Source organism: Dyella sp. RRB7, from assembly GCF_022761115.1.
Lineage (GTDB): Bacteria > Pseudomonadota > Gammaproteobacteria > Xanthomonadales > Rhodanobacteraceae > Dyella.
In genome coordinates this window covers 647,339-662,787 of sequence record NZ_JAKWJS010000001.1, presented here as the reverse complement: position 1 = coordinate 662,787, position 15,449 = coordinate 647,339, and the positions used below count along the sequence as shown (strand labels likewise).

General features: G+C 63.9%; 14 protein-coding genes and 1 tRNA gene. 10 read left to right on the top strand and 5 right to left on the bottom strand.

Annotation, left to right across the window (positions count from 1 at the left end; all coding sequences use genetic code 11):
* Positions 1 to 28 precede the first annotated feature (28 nt).
* From MJ606_RS03035 to MJ606_RS03005, 7 genes are all read left to right on the top strand, one after another.
* Positions 29 to 1,513: an undecaprenyl-phosphate glucose phosphotransferase gene (locus MJ606_RS03035; RefSeq protein WP_243047930.1), complete on the top strand. Its 1,485-nt coding sequence runs from the start codon at positions 29 to 31 to the stop codon at positions 1,511 to 1,513.
* Positions 1,438 to 2,007, top strand: coding sequence for an adenylyltransferase/cytidyltransferase family protein (locus tag MJ606_RS03030; protein WP_343214787.1), 570 nt, complete (start codon positions 1,438 to 1,440; stop codon positions 2,005 to 2,007). Before MJ606_RS03035 ends, MJ606_RS03030 begins: the two co-directional genes overlap by 76 nt.
* Positions 2,008 to 2,050: 43 nt before the next feature.
* Complete coding sequence (locus MJ606_RS03025) at positions 2,051 to 3,289, top strand: hypothetical protein (protein ID WP_243047928.1); 1,239 nt, start codon at positions 2,051 to 2,053, stop codon at positions 3,287 to 3,289.
* Positions 3,264 to 4,505, top strand: a complete 1,242-nt coding sequence (locus MJ606_RS03020) for a CDP-glycerol glycerophosphotransferase family protein (RefSeq protein ID WP_243047927.1) — start codon at positions 3,264 to 3,266, stop codon at positions 4,503 to 4,505. Before MJ606_RS03025 ends, MJ606_RS03020 begins: the two co-directional genes overlap by 26 nt.
* A gap of 82 nt (positions 4,506 to 4,587) precedes the next feature.
* Complete coding sequence (locus MJ606_RS03015; protein WP_243047926.1) at positions 4,588 to 5,730, top strand: glycosyltransferase family 4 protein; 1,143 nt, start codon at positions 4,588 to 4,590, stop codon at positions 5,728 to 5,730.
* Between the two features lie 5 nt (positions 5,731 to 5,735).
* Entirely contained in the window at positions 5,736 to 6,863 is a 1,128-nt protein-coding gene (locus tag MJ606_RS03010) for a hypothetical protein (RefSeq protein ID WP_243047925.1), read from the top strand.
* Positions 6,860 to 7,486, top strand: coding sequence for a phosphatase PAP2 family protein (locus MJ606_RS03005; RefSeq protein ID WP_243047924.1), 627 nt, complete (start codon positions 6,860 to 6,862; stop codon positions 7,484 to 7,486). The genes MJ606_RS03010 and MJ606_RS03005 overlap by 4 nt, the downstream gene beginning before the upstream one ends.
* Before the next feature lie 22 nt (positions 7,487 to 7,508).
* Here MJ606_RS03005 and MJ606_RS03000 read toward each other — a convergent pair whose 3' ends face one another.
* The 5 genes from MJ606_RS03000 to MJ606_RS02980 all read right to left on the bottom strand — a co-directional run bounded on the left by MJ606_RS03000 (position 7,509) and on the right by MJ606_RS02980 (position 13,663).
* Entirely contained in the window at positions 7,509 to 9,326 is a 1,818-nt protein-coding gene (locus MJ606_RS03000) for an SLC13 family permease (RefSeq protein WP_243048573.1), read from the bottom strand.
* Positions 9,327 to 9,542: 216 nt separating this feature from the next.
* Positions 9,543 to 10,247, bottom strand: a complete 705-nt coding sequence (trmB, locus tag MJ606_RS02995) for a tRNA (guanosine(46)-N7)-methyltransferase TrmB (RefSeq protein ID WP_243047923.1) — start codon at positions 10,245 to 10,247, stop codon at positions 9,543 to 9,545.
* Between the two features lie 145 nt (positions 10,248 to 10,392).
* Positions 10,393 to 11,199, bottom strand: a complete 807-nt coding sequence (locus MJ606_RS02990; RefSeq protein WP_243047922.1) for a thiazole synthase — start codon at positions 11,197 to 11,199, stop codon at positions 10,393 to 10,395.
* A 57-nt stretch (positions 11,200 to 11,256) separates the two neighbouring features.
* Positions 11,257 to 11,457, bottom strand: coding sequence for a sulfur carrier protein ThiS (gene thiS / locus MJ606_RS02985; RefSeq protein ID WP_243047921.1), 201 nt, complete (start codon positions 11,455 to 11,457; stop codon positions 11,257 to 11,259).
* 97 nt (positions 11,458 to 11,554) lie between these two features.
* On the bottom strand, positions 11,555 to 13,663 hold the full coding sequence (locus tag MJ606_RS02980; RefSeq protein ID WP_243047920.1) for a DUF6600 domain-containing protein: 2,109 nt from the start codon (positions 13,661 to 13,663) through the stop codon (positions 11,555 to 11,557).
* A 242-nt stretch (positions 13,664 to 13,905) separates the two neighbouring features.
* On the opposite strand from MJ606_RS02980, the gene MJ606_RS02975 reads away from it, so the two are divergent.
* The 3 genes from MJ606_RS02975 (at position 13,906) to rimK (ending at position 15,410) form a co-directional block, all read left to right on the top strand.
* Positions 13,906 to 13,979, top strand: a tRNA-Gly gene (locus MJ606_RS02975).
* A gap of 58 nt (positions 13,980 to 14,037) precedes the next feature.
* Positions 14,038 to 14,493, top strand: coding sequence for a RimK/LysX family protein (locus MJ606_RS02970; RefSeq protein ID WP_243047919.1), 456 nt, complete (start codon positions 14,038 to 14,040; stop codon positions 14,491 to 14,493).
* Positions 14,490 to 15,410, top strand: coding sequence for a 30S ribosomal protein S6--L-glutamate ligase (rimK, locus tag MJ606_RS02965; RefSeq protein ID WP_243047918.1), 921 nt, complete (start codon positions 14,490 to 14,492; stop codon positions 15,408 to 15,410). Before MJ606_RS02970 ends, rimK begins: the two co-directional genes overlap by 4 nt.
* Positions 15,411 to 15,449: the final 39 nt, after the last annotated feature.

Sequence of the window (15,449 nt, the reverse complement as noted above, 5' to 3'; positions counted from 1 at the left end):
GGTAGGCGGCTATCGACGCTCCCTGCATATGACCTGGCGGATTGCCGGCACAACGGTCAAGGATGAGGTAAATCGTATGTTGACCATGTCATCTCTTTCCCGTCAGCGGCGGGTTGACTCGCACTTTCTGTCCAAGCATGGCGCCTTGCTTGATGTCGCGCTTCGACTCAGCGATGTCCTTGTTATCGTGGCCGTGGCCTTCGTTACCCATTGGCTGCAGGCCGGCGACTATGGTTTGCGAGATCCCTATCCGGCCGGCTTGGTCCGGACCGTGCTCCTCACCTTGCTGGTTTTTCCCGCGATAGGCCTGTATCGCAGCTGGCGCGGCGAAAGGCCGTGGGCCGAAATCGCCCGGCTGTGGGCCGCTTGGTTGGCTGTCATGCTGCTATTGCTTGCCTTGGAGTGGGCGTCCAGAACGACGGGCGAGTATTCGCGGCAGGGCGCCGCCGTCTGGTTCGTTGTCACCGGAGTCGTGTTGTCCATCGATCGCCTTGTCATGCGCTGGGCGTTGGGACGTTTTCGCACGCGCGGCATCGATGCGCGGCGCGTGCTTCTTGTGGGCGCCACCCAGGCAGGTCAACGCATCGTGACCGCGGCCCGGAAAAATCCCTGGATGGGTTTGACGGTGGTGGGCTATCTGCGCACGCCGTATGACCATCAGGACATCCAGGGCGCGCCGTGCCTGGGCGACTTTGACAGCCTGGGCGAAGGTTGCGAGTCGTGGTCGCTGGATCAGGTTTGGATCGCGCTGCCGCTGCGCGCGGAGACGATGATCCAGCGCGTGCTTCAGATGACCCTGGACAAGCCGACCATCGTCCGCCTGGTGCCGGACTTCTTTGGCTACGAAATGATCAATCATCACGCCGCACTGCTTGCCGGCGTTCCCGTCATCACGTTGCGGGGCAGCCGGGTCGATGGGCACGCCGGGCTGGTGAAGGCGCTGGAGGATCGACTGGTTGCTCTGATGCTTTTGCTTCTGCTCGGTCCGGTGATGGTCGCGATTGCCATCGGAGTGAAGTGGAGCTCGCCCGGCCCTGTGATCTACCGGCAAAAGCGCCATGGACTGGGCGGCAAGGAGTTCGACGTATGGAAATTCAGGTCCATGCGGGTGCATGCCGAGCAGGCCGGCGCGGTGACGCAGGCAACGCGGGGTGATTCACGTGTTACCCGCTTTGGCCGCTTCCTCCGGGCGACCAGCCTCGACGAACTTCCCCAGCTCATCAATGTGCTCAAGGGAAATATGTCAATCGTTGGGCCAAGGCCGCACGCCGTCGAGCACAACCATCATTTCAGCGAGTGCCTGCGGGGGTATATGCAGCGCCACGGAGTAAAGCCTGGGATGACCGGCCTGGCACAGATCAGAGGGTTTCGAGGCGAAACCGACACGCTCGAAAAGATGGCGCAACGTGTGGAATGCGACATCTCGTACATCAGGGAATGGTCGCTCTGGCTGGATTTGAAAATCATCCTGTTTACGCCATTCGTCTTGTTGAAGCGAACGAACGCGTACTGATTCATGCGTCGAGCGAAAGGATATCGGAGTCGATGACAAAAGTAGTTCTAACCTACGGCACGTTCGATCTGTTTCACGTGGGCCATTTGCGCCTTCTGAAGCGCCTGCGTGGCCTGGGTGACCGCCTGATCGTTGGCGTCTCAACGGATGAGTTCAACCGAAGCAAGGGCAAGCAGACCATCATCGGCTTTCCCGAGCGGATCGAGATTCTTCAGAACGTGGGTTGCGTTGACCTCGCTATCCCCGAGTCGTCGTGGGATCAGAAAGTCGAGGATATCCACACGCACGGTGTCTCCATCTTCGGCATGGGCGATGACTGGACGGGCAAGTTCGATCACTTGAGCGAGGATTGCGAGGTCGTTTACCTGCCGCGGACGGAAGGTGTATCGAGTACGGACCTGAAGCGCATGTTGAAGATTCTCGACCGGTCGCATGTGGCTGACCTGAAGAAAGCGCTGGACCTTATCGGTTCGATTGTTGAGCGCTTCGACTGAGGCCTTGGGCTTCATGTCCTCAGCCGATATCCAAAGACAAGACATGTCCATCCATTCTCGTGCGCTGTTGGGCGCCATCGATCAGGCGATCATGGCCGCCGCCCATTTCCTGCTTGGCGTGATGGTCGCGAGGTACGGCGGTATCGCGGCACTTGGCGGCTTTGCCTTTGCCTACACTCTCGTGGTGCTCGCCAACATGCTCCATGGTGCGATCCTTGGCGAGATCTACAGCGTGGACGATGCTGCTCGCTCGGGCGAACGGAAGGCCGGTTTCGGATTCCTGTTGGTTCCGACGTTGGCGATGGCGATCCTCATGATCGTGTTGTCGCAGTCCTTGCGCTTTTGGGGAAGCTATGGCGATGTCGTCAGCTCAATGCCGTTCATGCTGGCGCTCGGCTCGAGCATGTGCCTTTGGTCGGGCAAGATCTACTTCTACTGCAACGCCAGTGCTGGAAAGTCGGTCTCGGTCACCCTGGTGTATGCGGCATCGATGCTGTTCACCACCTTTGCCGACTACCACTACAGCGGCCAGATGGCGTCGCCGTTTTCCGGAATGGCGCTGGGTGCTTCGTTGTGCCTGCTATTTCTGCTTCCCGAGCTTCGGATCCAAGGATTATCGCGTGGCGAACTGAACGCATTTGGCAAGGCGGCATGGCGGTACGCGAAGTGGTCGGTTCCGGCTGCCGCGCTTATCTGGTTTGCAAACAACGGCTACTACCTCATGATGCCCGCTGGCAGCGATCTGCGGCAGACGGCGGGGTTGCGGGCCGTGCTCAACCTGCTGGCCCCCATCAATACGCTATTGGTCGGAGCCTCTGCAGCCTTGTTGCCCTTGCTGGCGGATACGTTCCGGGTTGGCGGACGTCACGATTTGCTGGTTTTCACTCATCGCCTCGCTCTGGTGGTCCTGGGTGGTACCGCGTTGTTCGCATTGATCATGGTGCCCATGAGCGCCAAGGTGCTTTCCTTTGTCTACGGGCCGGGCTTCGGCGAATTCGCCTTGGCCTTGCAACTGGCCTCGGTGCTTCCCGCGCTTTGGGGCGTTGCCGTGGTTTACCGGACGTCGATCCGCGCCATGGGTGAGTCCTTCGGGCTCTTCAAGGTCTACTTTTTCGCGCTATGTCCGGTCGGTGTCACCTTGATGGTGGTGTTGAGCCGCGCGGGAGCATCGCGTGCTGTCATCGGCGTGGCGATTACCCAGTTGATCGTCGTGCTGGGTTTTGTCCATCGGTTTGCTGCAATGACGAGGTCGAGTCATGAAGTTCAGCTTCGTCAAGGCTAACGCCATCAAGATCGCTTTGCTCCCGGCCTACGCGCTGGTGGGGTTGTTGGCCCGGGTGGCGCCGCGCAACAACAAGCTATGGGTGTTCGGCCGGCGAGCGGGTTTCGGCGAAGGGCCCCTGCGGGTGCTGGAGACGGCGCGGGCGCGGCGACCTGACCTTCGCCTTGTGTGGCTCGCCCAGGATGCCCATGACATGAGGCTTGCCAGCGACGCCGGCGTGACATGCGTGCCGCGTGCTTCGTGGCGCGGATTGCTGGTGACGATCCGCGCATCGGCGATCATCATCACGCATGGACTTGGTGACGTCTGCCGCCCCGCGGCGCCGGGGGCCAGGATCGTCCAGCTTTGGCACGGCACGCCGCTAAAGCTCATAAGCCTCGACTCGCCATCCACTTATCGTGTCTCCGGCGGCCTATTGGGTCGCCTGGCAGGCGCGTGCATGCGGAGGGTATACGAGGCTGCTTTTCGTATGCCGAGCTGGTACGTGGTGCCGTCCGACCTGTGCGCCAGCCGATTCCGAAGTGCCTTTGCTCTCTCTCGCCGAAAGATCCTCAAGATCGGCGATCCCCGATGCGACTGCCTGCAGGTGCCGGATCTATCACGAACGCGATGTCTGGCGAGGCGACGCCTGCGCGAGCTGTGGGCCGAGCCGGGATCACCCAGCCGTTTGCTGCTGTACGCACCGACCTGGCGTGACGGCGAGCCCGATCCAGCCGCGCCAGGTGGCGTGGAGCTGGCTGAACTTGCACGCGCCTGCGATCGATTGGACGCATGGGTCGTCATCCGCTCCCACCCATGGGGCTACGGACTCGACAGCGGGGGAGCCGAGCGATGGCCGGACTGCATCAAGTTCCTGCCGTCGAGCCTGGCGGGCGACATTACCCCGTTGCTGCATGCCTTCGACGGCCTGGTCACCGATTATTCGGCCATCGCGATTGACTACGCCTTGCTGGAACGACCGATCTACTTCCTGGCCGCGGATCTTGCCGACTACGCGAGTAGCAGGGGCCTCTACGAACCCTATGAACGATTTACGGAGGGCGACTGGTCCAGCGGCTGGCCGGAGGTGATCGCGGCCATCCTCGAGGACGCCACCCATGCGTCGTCCCATCAGCGGCGATGTGATCGAACGCGGCGGCTCAAGCAGCGGCATCACGATTTTTTCGACGGGGAAGCCGCTGTCCGGTTGGTGTCCTTGCTGGGAGCCGCACGATGACTATCGACGCGGTTGCGGTTGCCGTTCGTGGCATCTCCTGGCCACACACGCGCCTTCTTCCGGCTCCATCAATGGGTGAGTCGTGGTGGTAGATCGTTGCCGACCGATCGCGCAAGCGCCTGCTTCGCCGCTGCGCGTCCTTCATGTGGCGGAAACCATCAAGGGCGGCGTGGCGACCTATCTGGCCTCGTTGGATGCGGGTGCCGGGCGCATGGGCTGCCGGTTCTCTTATCTGATCCCCGCATCTCAGCAGGCGGAGTTCGAGGCGGAGCATCTCCATCTTCATTCGGCCCGGAGATCCTTGTGGGGCATCCTCGGTCTTGCCAGGCGAATGGTGGCCGTGCGCCGTGAGATACGAGCCGACGTGGTGTTCGCGCACAGCACGTTCGCCGGCTTCGCGTTGTGTCTTGCCACGCCGTTTCTCGGAACAGGCGTAAAGACCATTTATTGCCCCCATGGCTGGGCGGTATTTCGGGAGATGAAGGAGAGGTCGCGGCGCGTAGTGGCCATGATCGAGCGGGCGATGTCGCAGTTGCCATCCGCGGTGGTGAATATTTCGTCCTACGAACATCGGCAGGTATCGAGGATGGGCTATTCCCCTCGGTGCATCCTGATACCCAATGCGGTGCAGGATACGGGGCGATTTCGCCTGGAACCGCCGAGCGGCCGGCGGTCGATCAGGGTGCTCTACGTGGGGCGGTTCGATCGGCAGAAAGGGGTGGACATGCTCGCGAAAGCCATTCGAGAACTGGGTCCATGTCCCGGGATCGAGTTCGATCTTGTGGGCGAGAGCGTGGTGGAGCAGGCCGGGCTGGCGGATTTTCCGGATTGGTCCAACGTGAGGCGTCACGGGTGGCTCGCGCGGGAGGCCATCACCGCGCTCTATGCCGAGGCGGATCTGGTGGTGATGCCGTCGCGGTGGGAAGGCTTTGGCCTGTGCGCAGTAGAGGCCTTCCGCGCGGGCACGCCCGTGCTCGCGCGACGAGTGGGGGCGCTTGGCGAGATCGTTTCACACGGCCATGATGGCTATCTGTATGACGGTGAAGCGGAGGCGCTTTGCAGTGCGCTGAAGCGATTGCGTCTTGATGAACTCGTTCGCATGCGAGGCAATGCGCGTGCCACCTTCGAAACGCGGTTCCATATCGATCGCCTGTACCTGGCCTATCGCGAACTCTTCGAAACGCTTGTGCCGGGGCGGCAACATGGCCGCTTGCTGCGGGATTGACGTCGATGGGACAACTGACCGCCAGCGATCGCCTGATAACCACCTTCCTCGTGGCGTTCGTGGCAGTCCTGCTTTCCCTGGCTTTTTCCGCGATAGTGCCGCTGCTTTGGCACGAGAAGTTCTATGTCGACGGACTGACCATCATCCGCAGTCAACCAAGTTTTGATGCGTTCGGCAGTTCGTTCAATTCATCCGCCTTTTTGTTGCGTCCATGGATCGCGCTGGCCGACGCGCTCGGGGGACAGGTGTCTTCTTATGGCTCGAAGTACGAGGACGGCTTACTCATAACAAACGCCGTTTTCGGGCTGAGCTTTCTCCTGGTCCTGGTCTGGTTCATCGTTACCTATGCGCCGGTGCTTGGCTGGATCAACGTTTTTTCCCTGGTGGCGGCCACGGTATTGCTGGCCCCGTTCTATTTCTGCGTCACCAAAGAACTCATCACCTTCCTGGCCTCGGTGCTGCCACTGGCTATCTGGGCCAGGCGACCGGGCAGGGGATGGCTGGGTCTTGCCTGCTATGTGGCTTCCATGGTCTTCCTGGGTGTCTATTTTCGCGCCTATTACTTGCTGTTCGCCGTCGTCCTCAGCGTGAACCTGATGGCGTTGCGTCGCGCCTGGGTGGGCATCCTCGTGTATGGCTGCGCCTTGCTGTTGGTCTTGCTGTTGTTCAAGCGGCTGCCTTGGGAGCTGCTCAATAAGGGACGAGCCGATTACTTGGAGGGCGTGTCCGCGAGTCGTATCGAGTATTACCTTTCGGATGGCCATGTCGCCGGTTTCTTGGGGAATCGATTGCTGGCTTTCGTCACCATGATGTTTCCCCTCAATTTGCTCGCCCGCTCTCCCGCATACGCTCCGTTCGTGTTCCTGCAGGTATGGCTCAGTATCAGGCTGATCGCGAATCTGAGGGCCGGCGTTACCGGCGTGGTGGGTTTTTCCTGCCACACCGTGCTGGCGTTTACGCTGGTGCAGGCGTTGTTTGAGCCCGACTATGGATCGTATTTCCGTCATCGGGTGGGGTTGTTGCTGTTCATGCTGCTGGTGCTCTGCCGGTTTTCCCATGTGCCCCGGGGCGATGGGCTCGCGACGCGACGACGCAAGACCTCGCCCCTTGTCGCCAATGGATCGGCCGCGTGACAACGGGAGATCTATCTCCGATCTGGCAGCGCCTGACCGCGCTGGGTGATCTGGCGGTCCTCCTGCCATGCGTATTGATTACGGCGGCATGGCTGGCCGCCAAGACCGAAACACGCAGGCTTGCAGGGACGTGGCTGCTGTTCCAACTGTCTATCGTTGCTGTCGTGGTGGGTAGCAAGCTGCTCTACATGGCCTGGGGCATCGGAATCAGGGCATGGGACTTCACTGGCCTGAGCGGCCATTCGACCATGGCCGCCACCATCTGGCCCTGTTTGTTCAGCGCGTTGGTCCCCCGGACCCATCGGTGGCCCGGATTCGCCCTTGGTTGGGGGCTGGCTGCATGGGTCGCGTGGTCGAGGATCGAACTGGGCGTTCACTCGATGGCCGAGGTGCTGTCGGGCCTGGCTTTTGGCGGGTGTGCGGCCCTGGCCTACGTACGTCATATGGGGCCAGTCTGGCGGTTTCCGGCGCGTACTTATGGCGCCGTACTGGCGATGGTCGTCTTGATTCTGCTGGTCATCGGCGGCCGCTTTCCGTCCGAGCGATGGCTGAGGTCGATGGCTCAGTTCATGAGTCTTCACCACACGATCTACGCGAGACGCGATCTGAGGGGCGAGCCCTAGCCGTGCACTGTTGGTTTCCGCCTCAGTGGTACATCAAATTGATCGCCACCAACGTAATCACCAGCACCAGCCCGGTAAGCGGCAGGCCCACGCGCAGGAAATCCTTGCCGCGGTAGCCGCCGGGGCCGGCCACCATCATCAGGGCGGGATGGCCGGAGCTGAGCAGGAAGGTGTTGGAGGACGATACCGCGACGATCAGCGCGTAGGCGGATGGGTTGCCGCCGGTGGCGACGGCGACGCTGATGGCGATGGGCACCATCATCACGGTGGCGCCGACGTTGGACATGACCTGCGAGAACAGCAGCGTGAGGATCGCCAGCGACAGCTGCAGGACCCAATGCGAGGTATGGCCCAGGTGCTGCAGCACTTCCTGCGCCAGCCACGCGGCGGCGCCGGTGGCGTCCATCGACCAGCCCAGCGGAATCAGGCAGGCGGTGACGAAGATGGTCTTCCAGTTGATCGCCTTGTACGCCTCGTCCATGTTCAGCACGCCGGTGAGCAGCATGCCGACGGCGCCGGTCATCATGGCGACCGAAAGGTCGAGATGGGTGAACAGGGCCAGGCACTTGGCCAGCAGGAAGAAGCCCACCGCCTGCCAGATCTTGCCGGGGCGCTGCTCTTCCTTGGGGATGTCGGTGACGACGACGAGGTCCTTGTCCTCGCTGGCCAGCGCCAGGTCGCGCCAGCTCGAATGCAGTACCAGCGTGTCGCCGGCGCGCAGGCTCACCGAACGTACATCGTCGCGGTACACGTGGTCGCCACGGGTGACTGCTAGCACCGAAATGCCGTAGCGCTTGCGCAGGCGCAGGTCGCCCACGGTCTGCTTGAGGAAGCGCGAGCTCGGGGGAATCACCGCTTCGGAAATACCCGCGCGGGTGGGGTTGAACAGCTCGCCCAGCTGGCGCATGCGCGGCGACAGCTTGCACAGCTGGTTGTTGGCGAACTGGTTGAGCTGTTCGCGCGAGCCCAGCACGCCCAGCACGGAGCCCACCCAGATCACATGGTCGGCCGGTGGCGCCATGCGTGCGTCGTTGCCGCTCTTGATGGCGAGGATCAGCGGCGCCCCATAGAGCTGCTCCACCTCGCCGATGCTCATGCCCACCAGCGGGCTTTCCGCCGTCACCGTGAGCTCGGCGGTTTCGCCAGCGATGCCATAGGTGTCGGCGAAATAACTCTCGGTGCGTCCCGGCGTCACCTTGAGGCGCTCGTCCTCGCGCTCGGGCAACAGCTTCTTGCCGAAGAAATAGAAGAAGCCCACGCCCATCAGCGCCAGCACCAGGCCCACCGGGGTCACGCTGAACAGGCCGAACTTGGGAATGGTGTGCGCGCCGGCGGGCAGGTTGGCGTTGGCGCTGGCCACCAGGTCGTTGAGCACGATCAGCGGCGAGTTGGCGATCAGCGTGGTGTTGGTGGCGGTGAGAATGCAGAACGCCATCGGCAACAGCAGCCGCGAGATCGGCACGCCGGTGCGCGCGGCGAGGCGGCTGGTCACCGGGATCATCAAGGCGGCCAGAGCCTGGCTGGGAATGACCGCGCTGAACAGGCTGGTGACGAGGTTGATGACCAGGCCCAGTCGCGACTCCACGCCACGCGCCATGCGCATCACGAAGCTGGCGGTAAGCGTCAGTACGCCGGCGCGGTCGAGCCCGGCGCCCATGATCATGATCGCGATGATCGCGATGACCGCGTTACCGGCAAAGCCGTTGAACACGCGATCGGAGGGAATCAGGCCGGTGAGGCCGATCACCACCACCACCAGCAGCGCCACCATGTCGGCGCGGATCCACTCCAGCACCAGCATCAGCATGGTGAAGCCCACCAGCCCGAGCACCAGGATCATTTCGGGGGTGAGCGACAGACCCACTAGCGGACGTCCCTTGGCCGGGCGCCCTGGCGATGCATAGGAATGGGCAGTGGGAGCTTCACGCCTGCGATGACTCGTCCCTGTTTGAGCCGGAAGTATAAGCGGGTCACTACGACGACTGGTGAACCGCGTCGTCAGTATGAAGCGGCGTGTCTACTTCCTTTCCCCGTGGGTGAGGGAATGGAAGCAAGCTCAGGCTTTGCGGTACAGCAGGTCCCACACGCCATGCCCGAGCTTGAGCCCGCGCCGCTCGAAGTGGGTTTCGATGCGCCACTCGGGTTTTTCCGCGAAGTGGCCGGGTGCTATCGCATTGCGCCAGCCGGGGGCGGCCTCCATCACTTCGAGCATGTGCTCGGCATAGGCTTGCCAGTCGGTGGCCAGGTGCAGCAGGCCATCGGGGGCCATGCGCGAGGCCAGCAGGGCCACGAATTCGGGCTGGATGATGCGGCGCTTGTTATGGCGCTTCTTGTGCCACGGGTCGGGGAACCAGATGCGCGCCTCGGCCAGCGAGCCCGGTGGAATCTCCTGCTCAAGCACTTCCACGGCGTCGTGCTTGTACAGGCGCACATTGCCCGCAGCGCGTGCGGCCAGGGCGTTCATCAGGCGTCCGACGCCGGGGCCGTGCACTTCCACGCCGATGAAATCGCGCGCCAGGTCGTGCTCGCTGGCCCAGGCCAGCGCCTCGCCGTTGCCGAAGCCGATTTCCAGCACCAGCGGCGCCGTGCGGCCGAAGCGGGCCGCGTAGTCCTGCGGGGCGCCGGTGTAGTCGATGCCATAGCGGGCCCAGTGCTCGTCGAACGCGCGCTGCTGGGCCGGCGTCATGCGGCCTTCGCGCAGGACGAAGCTGCGGATCCGGCGCAGGTACTCGGGCTTGTGAGCGTCGTCGTGGTCAGTCATGGGAATTCCGAAAGCGTAATAGCTCCCTCCCCTGCAAAGCAGGGGAGGGTTGGGGAGGGGTGCTCTTCACTTTTAGAGCTTCACCCCCCTCCCAACCTCCCCCTGCGTTGCAGGGGGATGAGTAGCGGTTTTCTTGTCTCGGCGATCAGCCGATGGTGCCGTCGATCGGGCTCGACGCGGAGGCAAAGCGCTTGCGCGGAATGCGACCGGCCTTGAACGCTGCGCGACCGGCCTGGATCGCCAGCTTCATCGCATGCGCCATCAGCACCGGGTCCTTGGCCCCGGCGATGGCGGTATTCATCAGCACGCCGTCGCAGCCCAGCTCCATCGCGATGGCCGCATCGGAGGCGGTACCCACGCCGGCATCGACGATGATCGGCACCTTGGCGTTCTCGATGATTTCCAGCAGGTTGTAGCGATTCTGTATCCCCAGGCCCGAGCCGATCGGCGCGGCCAGCGGCATTACCGCCACGCAGCCGATTTCTTCCAGGCGCTTGGCCAGGATCGGGTCGTCGCTGGTGTACACCATCACGTCGAAGCCATCGGCCACCAGCGTTTCGGCGGCCTTGAGCGTTTCCACCACGTCCGGGAACAGCGTGCGCTGGTCGCCCAGCACCTCCAGCTTGACCAGCTTGCGGCCATCCAGCAGCTCGCGGGCGAGCTTGCAGGTGCGTACCGCATCCACCGCGTTGTAGCAGCCGGCGGTGTTGGGCAGCAGGGTGAATTCCTCGGGCGGCAGCGCATCCAGCAGGTTGGGCTGGCCGGCGTCCTGGCCGATGTTCACGCGGCGGATCGCCACCGTGACGATCTCGGCGCCGGCGGCCTGGGTGGCGCGGCGGGTTTCGTCGAAATCCCTGTATTTGCCGGTACCGGTCAGCAGGCGCGAGCCATAGCTCTGGCCGGCAATGACGAGCGGATCGGCGGAGTCGAACGTCTTGATATTCATCGTCATGTCTTGGTCTGCGGGCGACGCCTTGCCGGCGCCGCATGGAAACGGATAGCGCGGCGATCAACCGCCGCCGATGGCGTGAACGATCTCCACCTGGTCGCCCTCGGCCAGCACGTGGCTGGCGTGCTGGCTGCGCGGGACGATCTCGTGATTCACTTCCACAGCGACGCGGCGGATGCCGTAGCCGGCGTCCTGCAGCAATTGGGTCACCGTCGTGGCGGGGGCGCAGTCGCGCGGACTGCCATTGAGCGTGATATGCATTCGACCATTGTAGCGGCTATGACTGCGGATGCCGGCAGCCCATAAAAAAGGCCCGGCGCGGGCCGGGCCTTGCTGCTGCCGACGTGGCTCTGCTGCGTCAGTTGTGCTGATCGTCCCTGCGCGGCGGCGGAGCCCGGTGCTCGGACGATTCACGCGGTTTGTCGCCATTCTGGGCTGGGCGCGGCTCTGGCGCCTGGTTGCCACGCGGCGGTTCATAACCACGGGGCGGCTCGTAGCCCTGCTGTGGCTGGACATTGCGCGGCTGCTGGACTTCCGCCGGGCGCGGCGCGGCATTGTCGCGCTCGAATCGCTGCGGGTTGTCCTGCGGCTGCCGAGCCGGGGCGCGTTCGAAGCGCGGGGTCGGGGGCAGCGTGCCCGTCGAAGGCTGGCTCCGGGCGCGATCGGATTCGGCACTGGGGATGTAGCTCACCCCCGGGCGCGGCTGGTTGCCGGACGCCGGACGATTGCCCTCAGTGGCGTTGCCGGCCGGACGTGCGAAGTGGGAGGAGGGCAACTCACCCGGGCGCATCGCGGCGCGCTCATTGTCCTGGGCAGCTGGCTGGCGCATGGAGGGGGCTGGCGCCGGGTTCCGCTCGATCTGCGCGGCGCGCTCGGCCGTCGGCATGCCGGCTTGGCGGTTGCCCGGAGGCTGGGCATTCAACATGCGCACATTGCCCGGGCCCTGGGGGCCGCGCACCCCGCCTGCCGGCTGGCGGCCGGCGTAAGCGGCCGCCGGGGCATTGCGCGCCACCACCTCACGCTGGAAGCCACCCGCCGGCAAGGCGCGGGCCGTGGCCGGGCGCGGCGTGGCAAAGCTGGCACGCGCCGGCGGCACGCCGGCACCGCGCGGCATCACCGCCGCGGGCGAGAAACGGCGGGGATCCACCGCCACCATGTGGTTTTGCGCGTTGCGGGCAGCGGCAAAGTCCTGGCCGGACATCGCCGTAAAGGCATGCGGTGCGTTCTGGTTGAAGTAGCGCTCGTTGGGCACCGGGCGACCGCTCTGGAAATAGCTGTAGTGGTTGTTGATGTTGTTGATCACCACCTCGCGACCGCCGCGCGCGTAGATGTTGGCGATGTTGACGTTGGTGTAGTAACCACGGCTGGCGCGATACCACGGGTTGTAGATTTCACCTGGGCCCAGCGGGAACCAGCCCACCGGTGCGCCGCCCACGCCCACCGATACGCCGAAGCCGGCACCGCCCACAAAAGCGACCAGCGCGGGCGCATACACCGGACGCACTGATACCGGGCCCGGCACCCAGCCCCAGCGCCCGCGCATATAGGCCCAGCGGCCGTAGTGGTATGGCGCGAAGCCCCATGGCGACGCATCCACCCAGGTCCAGCCCCAGGGCGCGATATAGGTCCAGTTGCCGTCGCGATACGGCGCCCAGTCCGCGGCCACGTTGGAGGGGTACCAGACCTGCCCGTATTCGGGGTCCGCCTGCCAGTCGCCGTACTGGTCCAGATCCTGGTAACCGACCACGTCATCGGAAACGTACTGGCCCGACTGCGGGCGCTCGTAGCGCTGATCGCGGCTGTTGCACCAGGCATCGAAATCGTCGCCGCCGTCGATGTCGCTGATGGTCACGTTGTTGAGCGAGGAATCGGCAAACTCGTAGCTGCGACCGCCAGCGACGGTGCGCTGGGCGCCGCCTTCGCCATAGACCGATGCACGGCCATTGAACGCGATGACGCGGGTCGACTTGCCGTCGTCGCTGATGTCCACGCGATAGGTGCCGGGCTGGTCTACCACCAGGGCCACGGTCGGCGTATCGATCTCGTAGCTCTGGCCTTCGGCCAGTCCGCGCACGTTGAGGTTGAGCGTGCCCTGGGTCAGCTCGACCTGGGCCAACTGGTCGTTGAGCGTGAGGAAGCCAAAGTCCGAATCGTCGGCGATGCGCAACGTGCCGCCGCCCAGTTCCAGCTCGGCGCGCGCATTTTGTCCGGTGGAGAGTCGATCGCCGGTGGTCAGCGGTCGGTTGAGGCTGGCATCGCCCCAATCCTTCTGGCCGGCCGGCAGCAGGCCGACATCGCCCTCGCGATAGGACAGTCGCGCCACGCGGGAGGGCGGGTCACCCGCGCCGTTGTCGCCCGGTGCAGGCTGGTCCTGTGCCTGTACCAGGGAGCAGGCACCGACCAGCAGGGCCGCCGCCAGCCATCGCCAGCAACGTGGCGACGTCAGGGAAGCAGGAAACACACGCATCGAGTTCTCCGGGGCAGGGCGCGACGACGTCGCGCGGGCAAGTTTCGTCGTCCATTAAAACGCTTGGGCGCCATGGGGCGCCGACGGGCGCATTATGCGGACCGGCGATCCTCCCTGGGCAATAACCCGGGCGGCCGGTTGCCCCGGATGATTCAGCGGGCCGCCATGTCCGGTTCATCCGGTGTTGGGTTGCGCGGACGGTTTCAAAAGTCCGCAGTCCCGGGTTACCATCGCCGGGCGCTGCGGGTGTAGCTCAATGGTAGAGCTGTAGCTTCCCAAGCTACTGACGAGGGTTCGATTCCCTTCACCCGCTCCAACCCGGCTCCCCACCCCACCGAGCTCCCTTTCACGTAACCCTGCGGCGTGCGCTGATAATGGCGGATGTGATCACCCTCGGCTGGCGGGAGCGGCTGGCTTTGCCGACACTCGGCATCCCCCTGCTCAAGGTCAAGCTCGACACCGGTGCGCGCAGCAGCTCGCTGCATGTGGATACGCTGGAGACCTTTGAGCGTGACGGTGAAACGTGGTTGCGTTTTGATGTGAACGTGGGTGGACGTCACCGCGTCAACGTATCGTGCGAGTCGCCGGCGCTGGATCGACGCGCGGTGACCGATACCGGCGGCCGACGTACCTTGCGCTGGTTCATCCGTACCGAGGTGCTACTGGCGGGGCACCATTTCCCGGTGGACATCAATCTGACCGATCGGCGACATATGCTGTTTCCCATGTTGCTGGGCCGCACTGCGCTACATGGCCGTTTCGCCGTGGATCCTGCGCTTTCCTATACACAGCCGCGACCGTTGACGGTCGGGGCCCTGGGTGTTTCATGAAGATCGCCATCCTTTCCCGTAACGCCCGCCTTTATTCCACCCAGCGTCTCATCGATGTGGCACGCGAGCGTGGCCATGTGGTGCGCGTGCTCGATCCCCTGCGCTGCTACGTGCGCATTGCGCCGGGCAACATGTCCATCCGCTACAAGGGCAAGGCGCTCAAGGGCATCGACGCGGTGATTCCGCGCATTGGCGTCACCAGTACGTTCTATGGCACAGCCGTGTTGCGTCAGCTGGAAATGATGGGCGTGTACACCCCCAATTCGTCCGACGCGGTATTGCGTGCGCGCGATAAACTACGCTGCCTGCAAATCCTCTCGGCCCAGGGCCTGGATATGCCCGCGACCGTGTTTGGTGACAATCCCGACGACACTGCCGATGTGCTGGCCATGCTTGGCGATCCGCCGCATGTGATCAAGCTCAACGAGGGCAGCCAAGGCACCGGCGTGGTGCTGGCTGAGAAGAAGAGCGCCTCGCAGAGTGTCATCGAGGCATTCCGCGGGCTTTACGCCAATTTCCTCGTTCAGGAATTCATCGCCGAAGCCAAGGGCAGCGACCTGCGTTGTTTCGTGGTCGGCAAGAAAGTGGTTGCGGCCATGCAGCGCGAGGCCAGCCCCGGCGAGTTCCGCGCCAATTTGCATCGTGGCGGCACGGCCAGCGCGGCCACGCTGAGCGCGGAGGAGCGCCGTATCGCCGTTGAAGCCGCGGCCGCCCTGGGCCTGGGCGTGGCGGGTGTCGACATGCTGCGCTCCAAGCGTGGTCCTCTCATCCTTGAAGTCAACGCCTCGCCAGGCCTGGAAGGCATCGAGGCCGCTACCGGTGTAGATGTGGCCGGGTCGATCATTCAGCTTCTCGAGACCGAGGCAAGCGGCGTAACAGCCAGCAAAGTGCGCCGCCGGGCGAAGCGCGTCGACTAGAACCATCGGTACTTTCACCCTGCAATTCCTTGGGTTTAG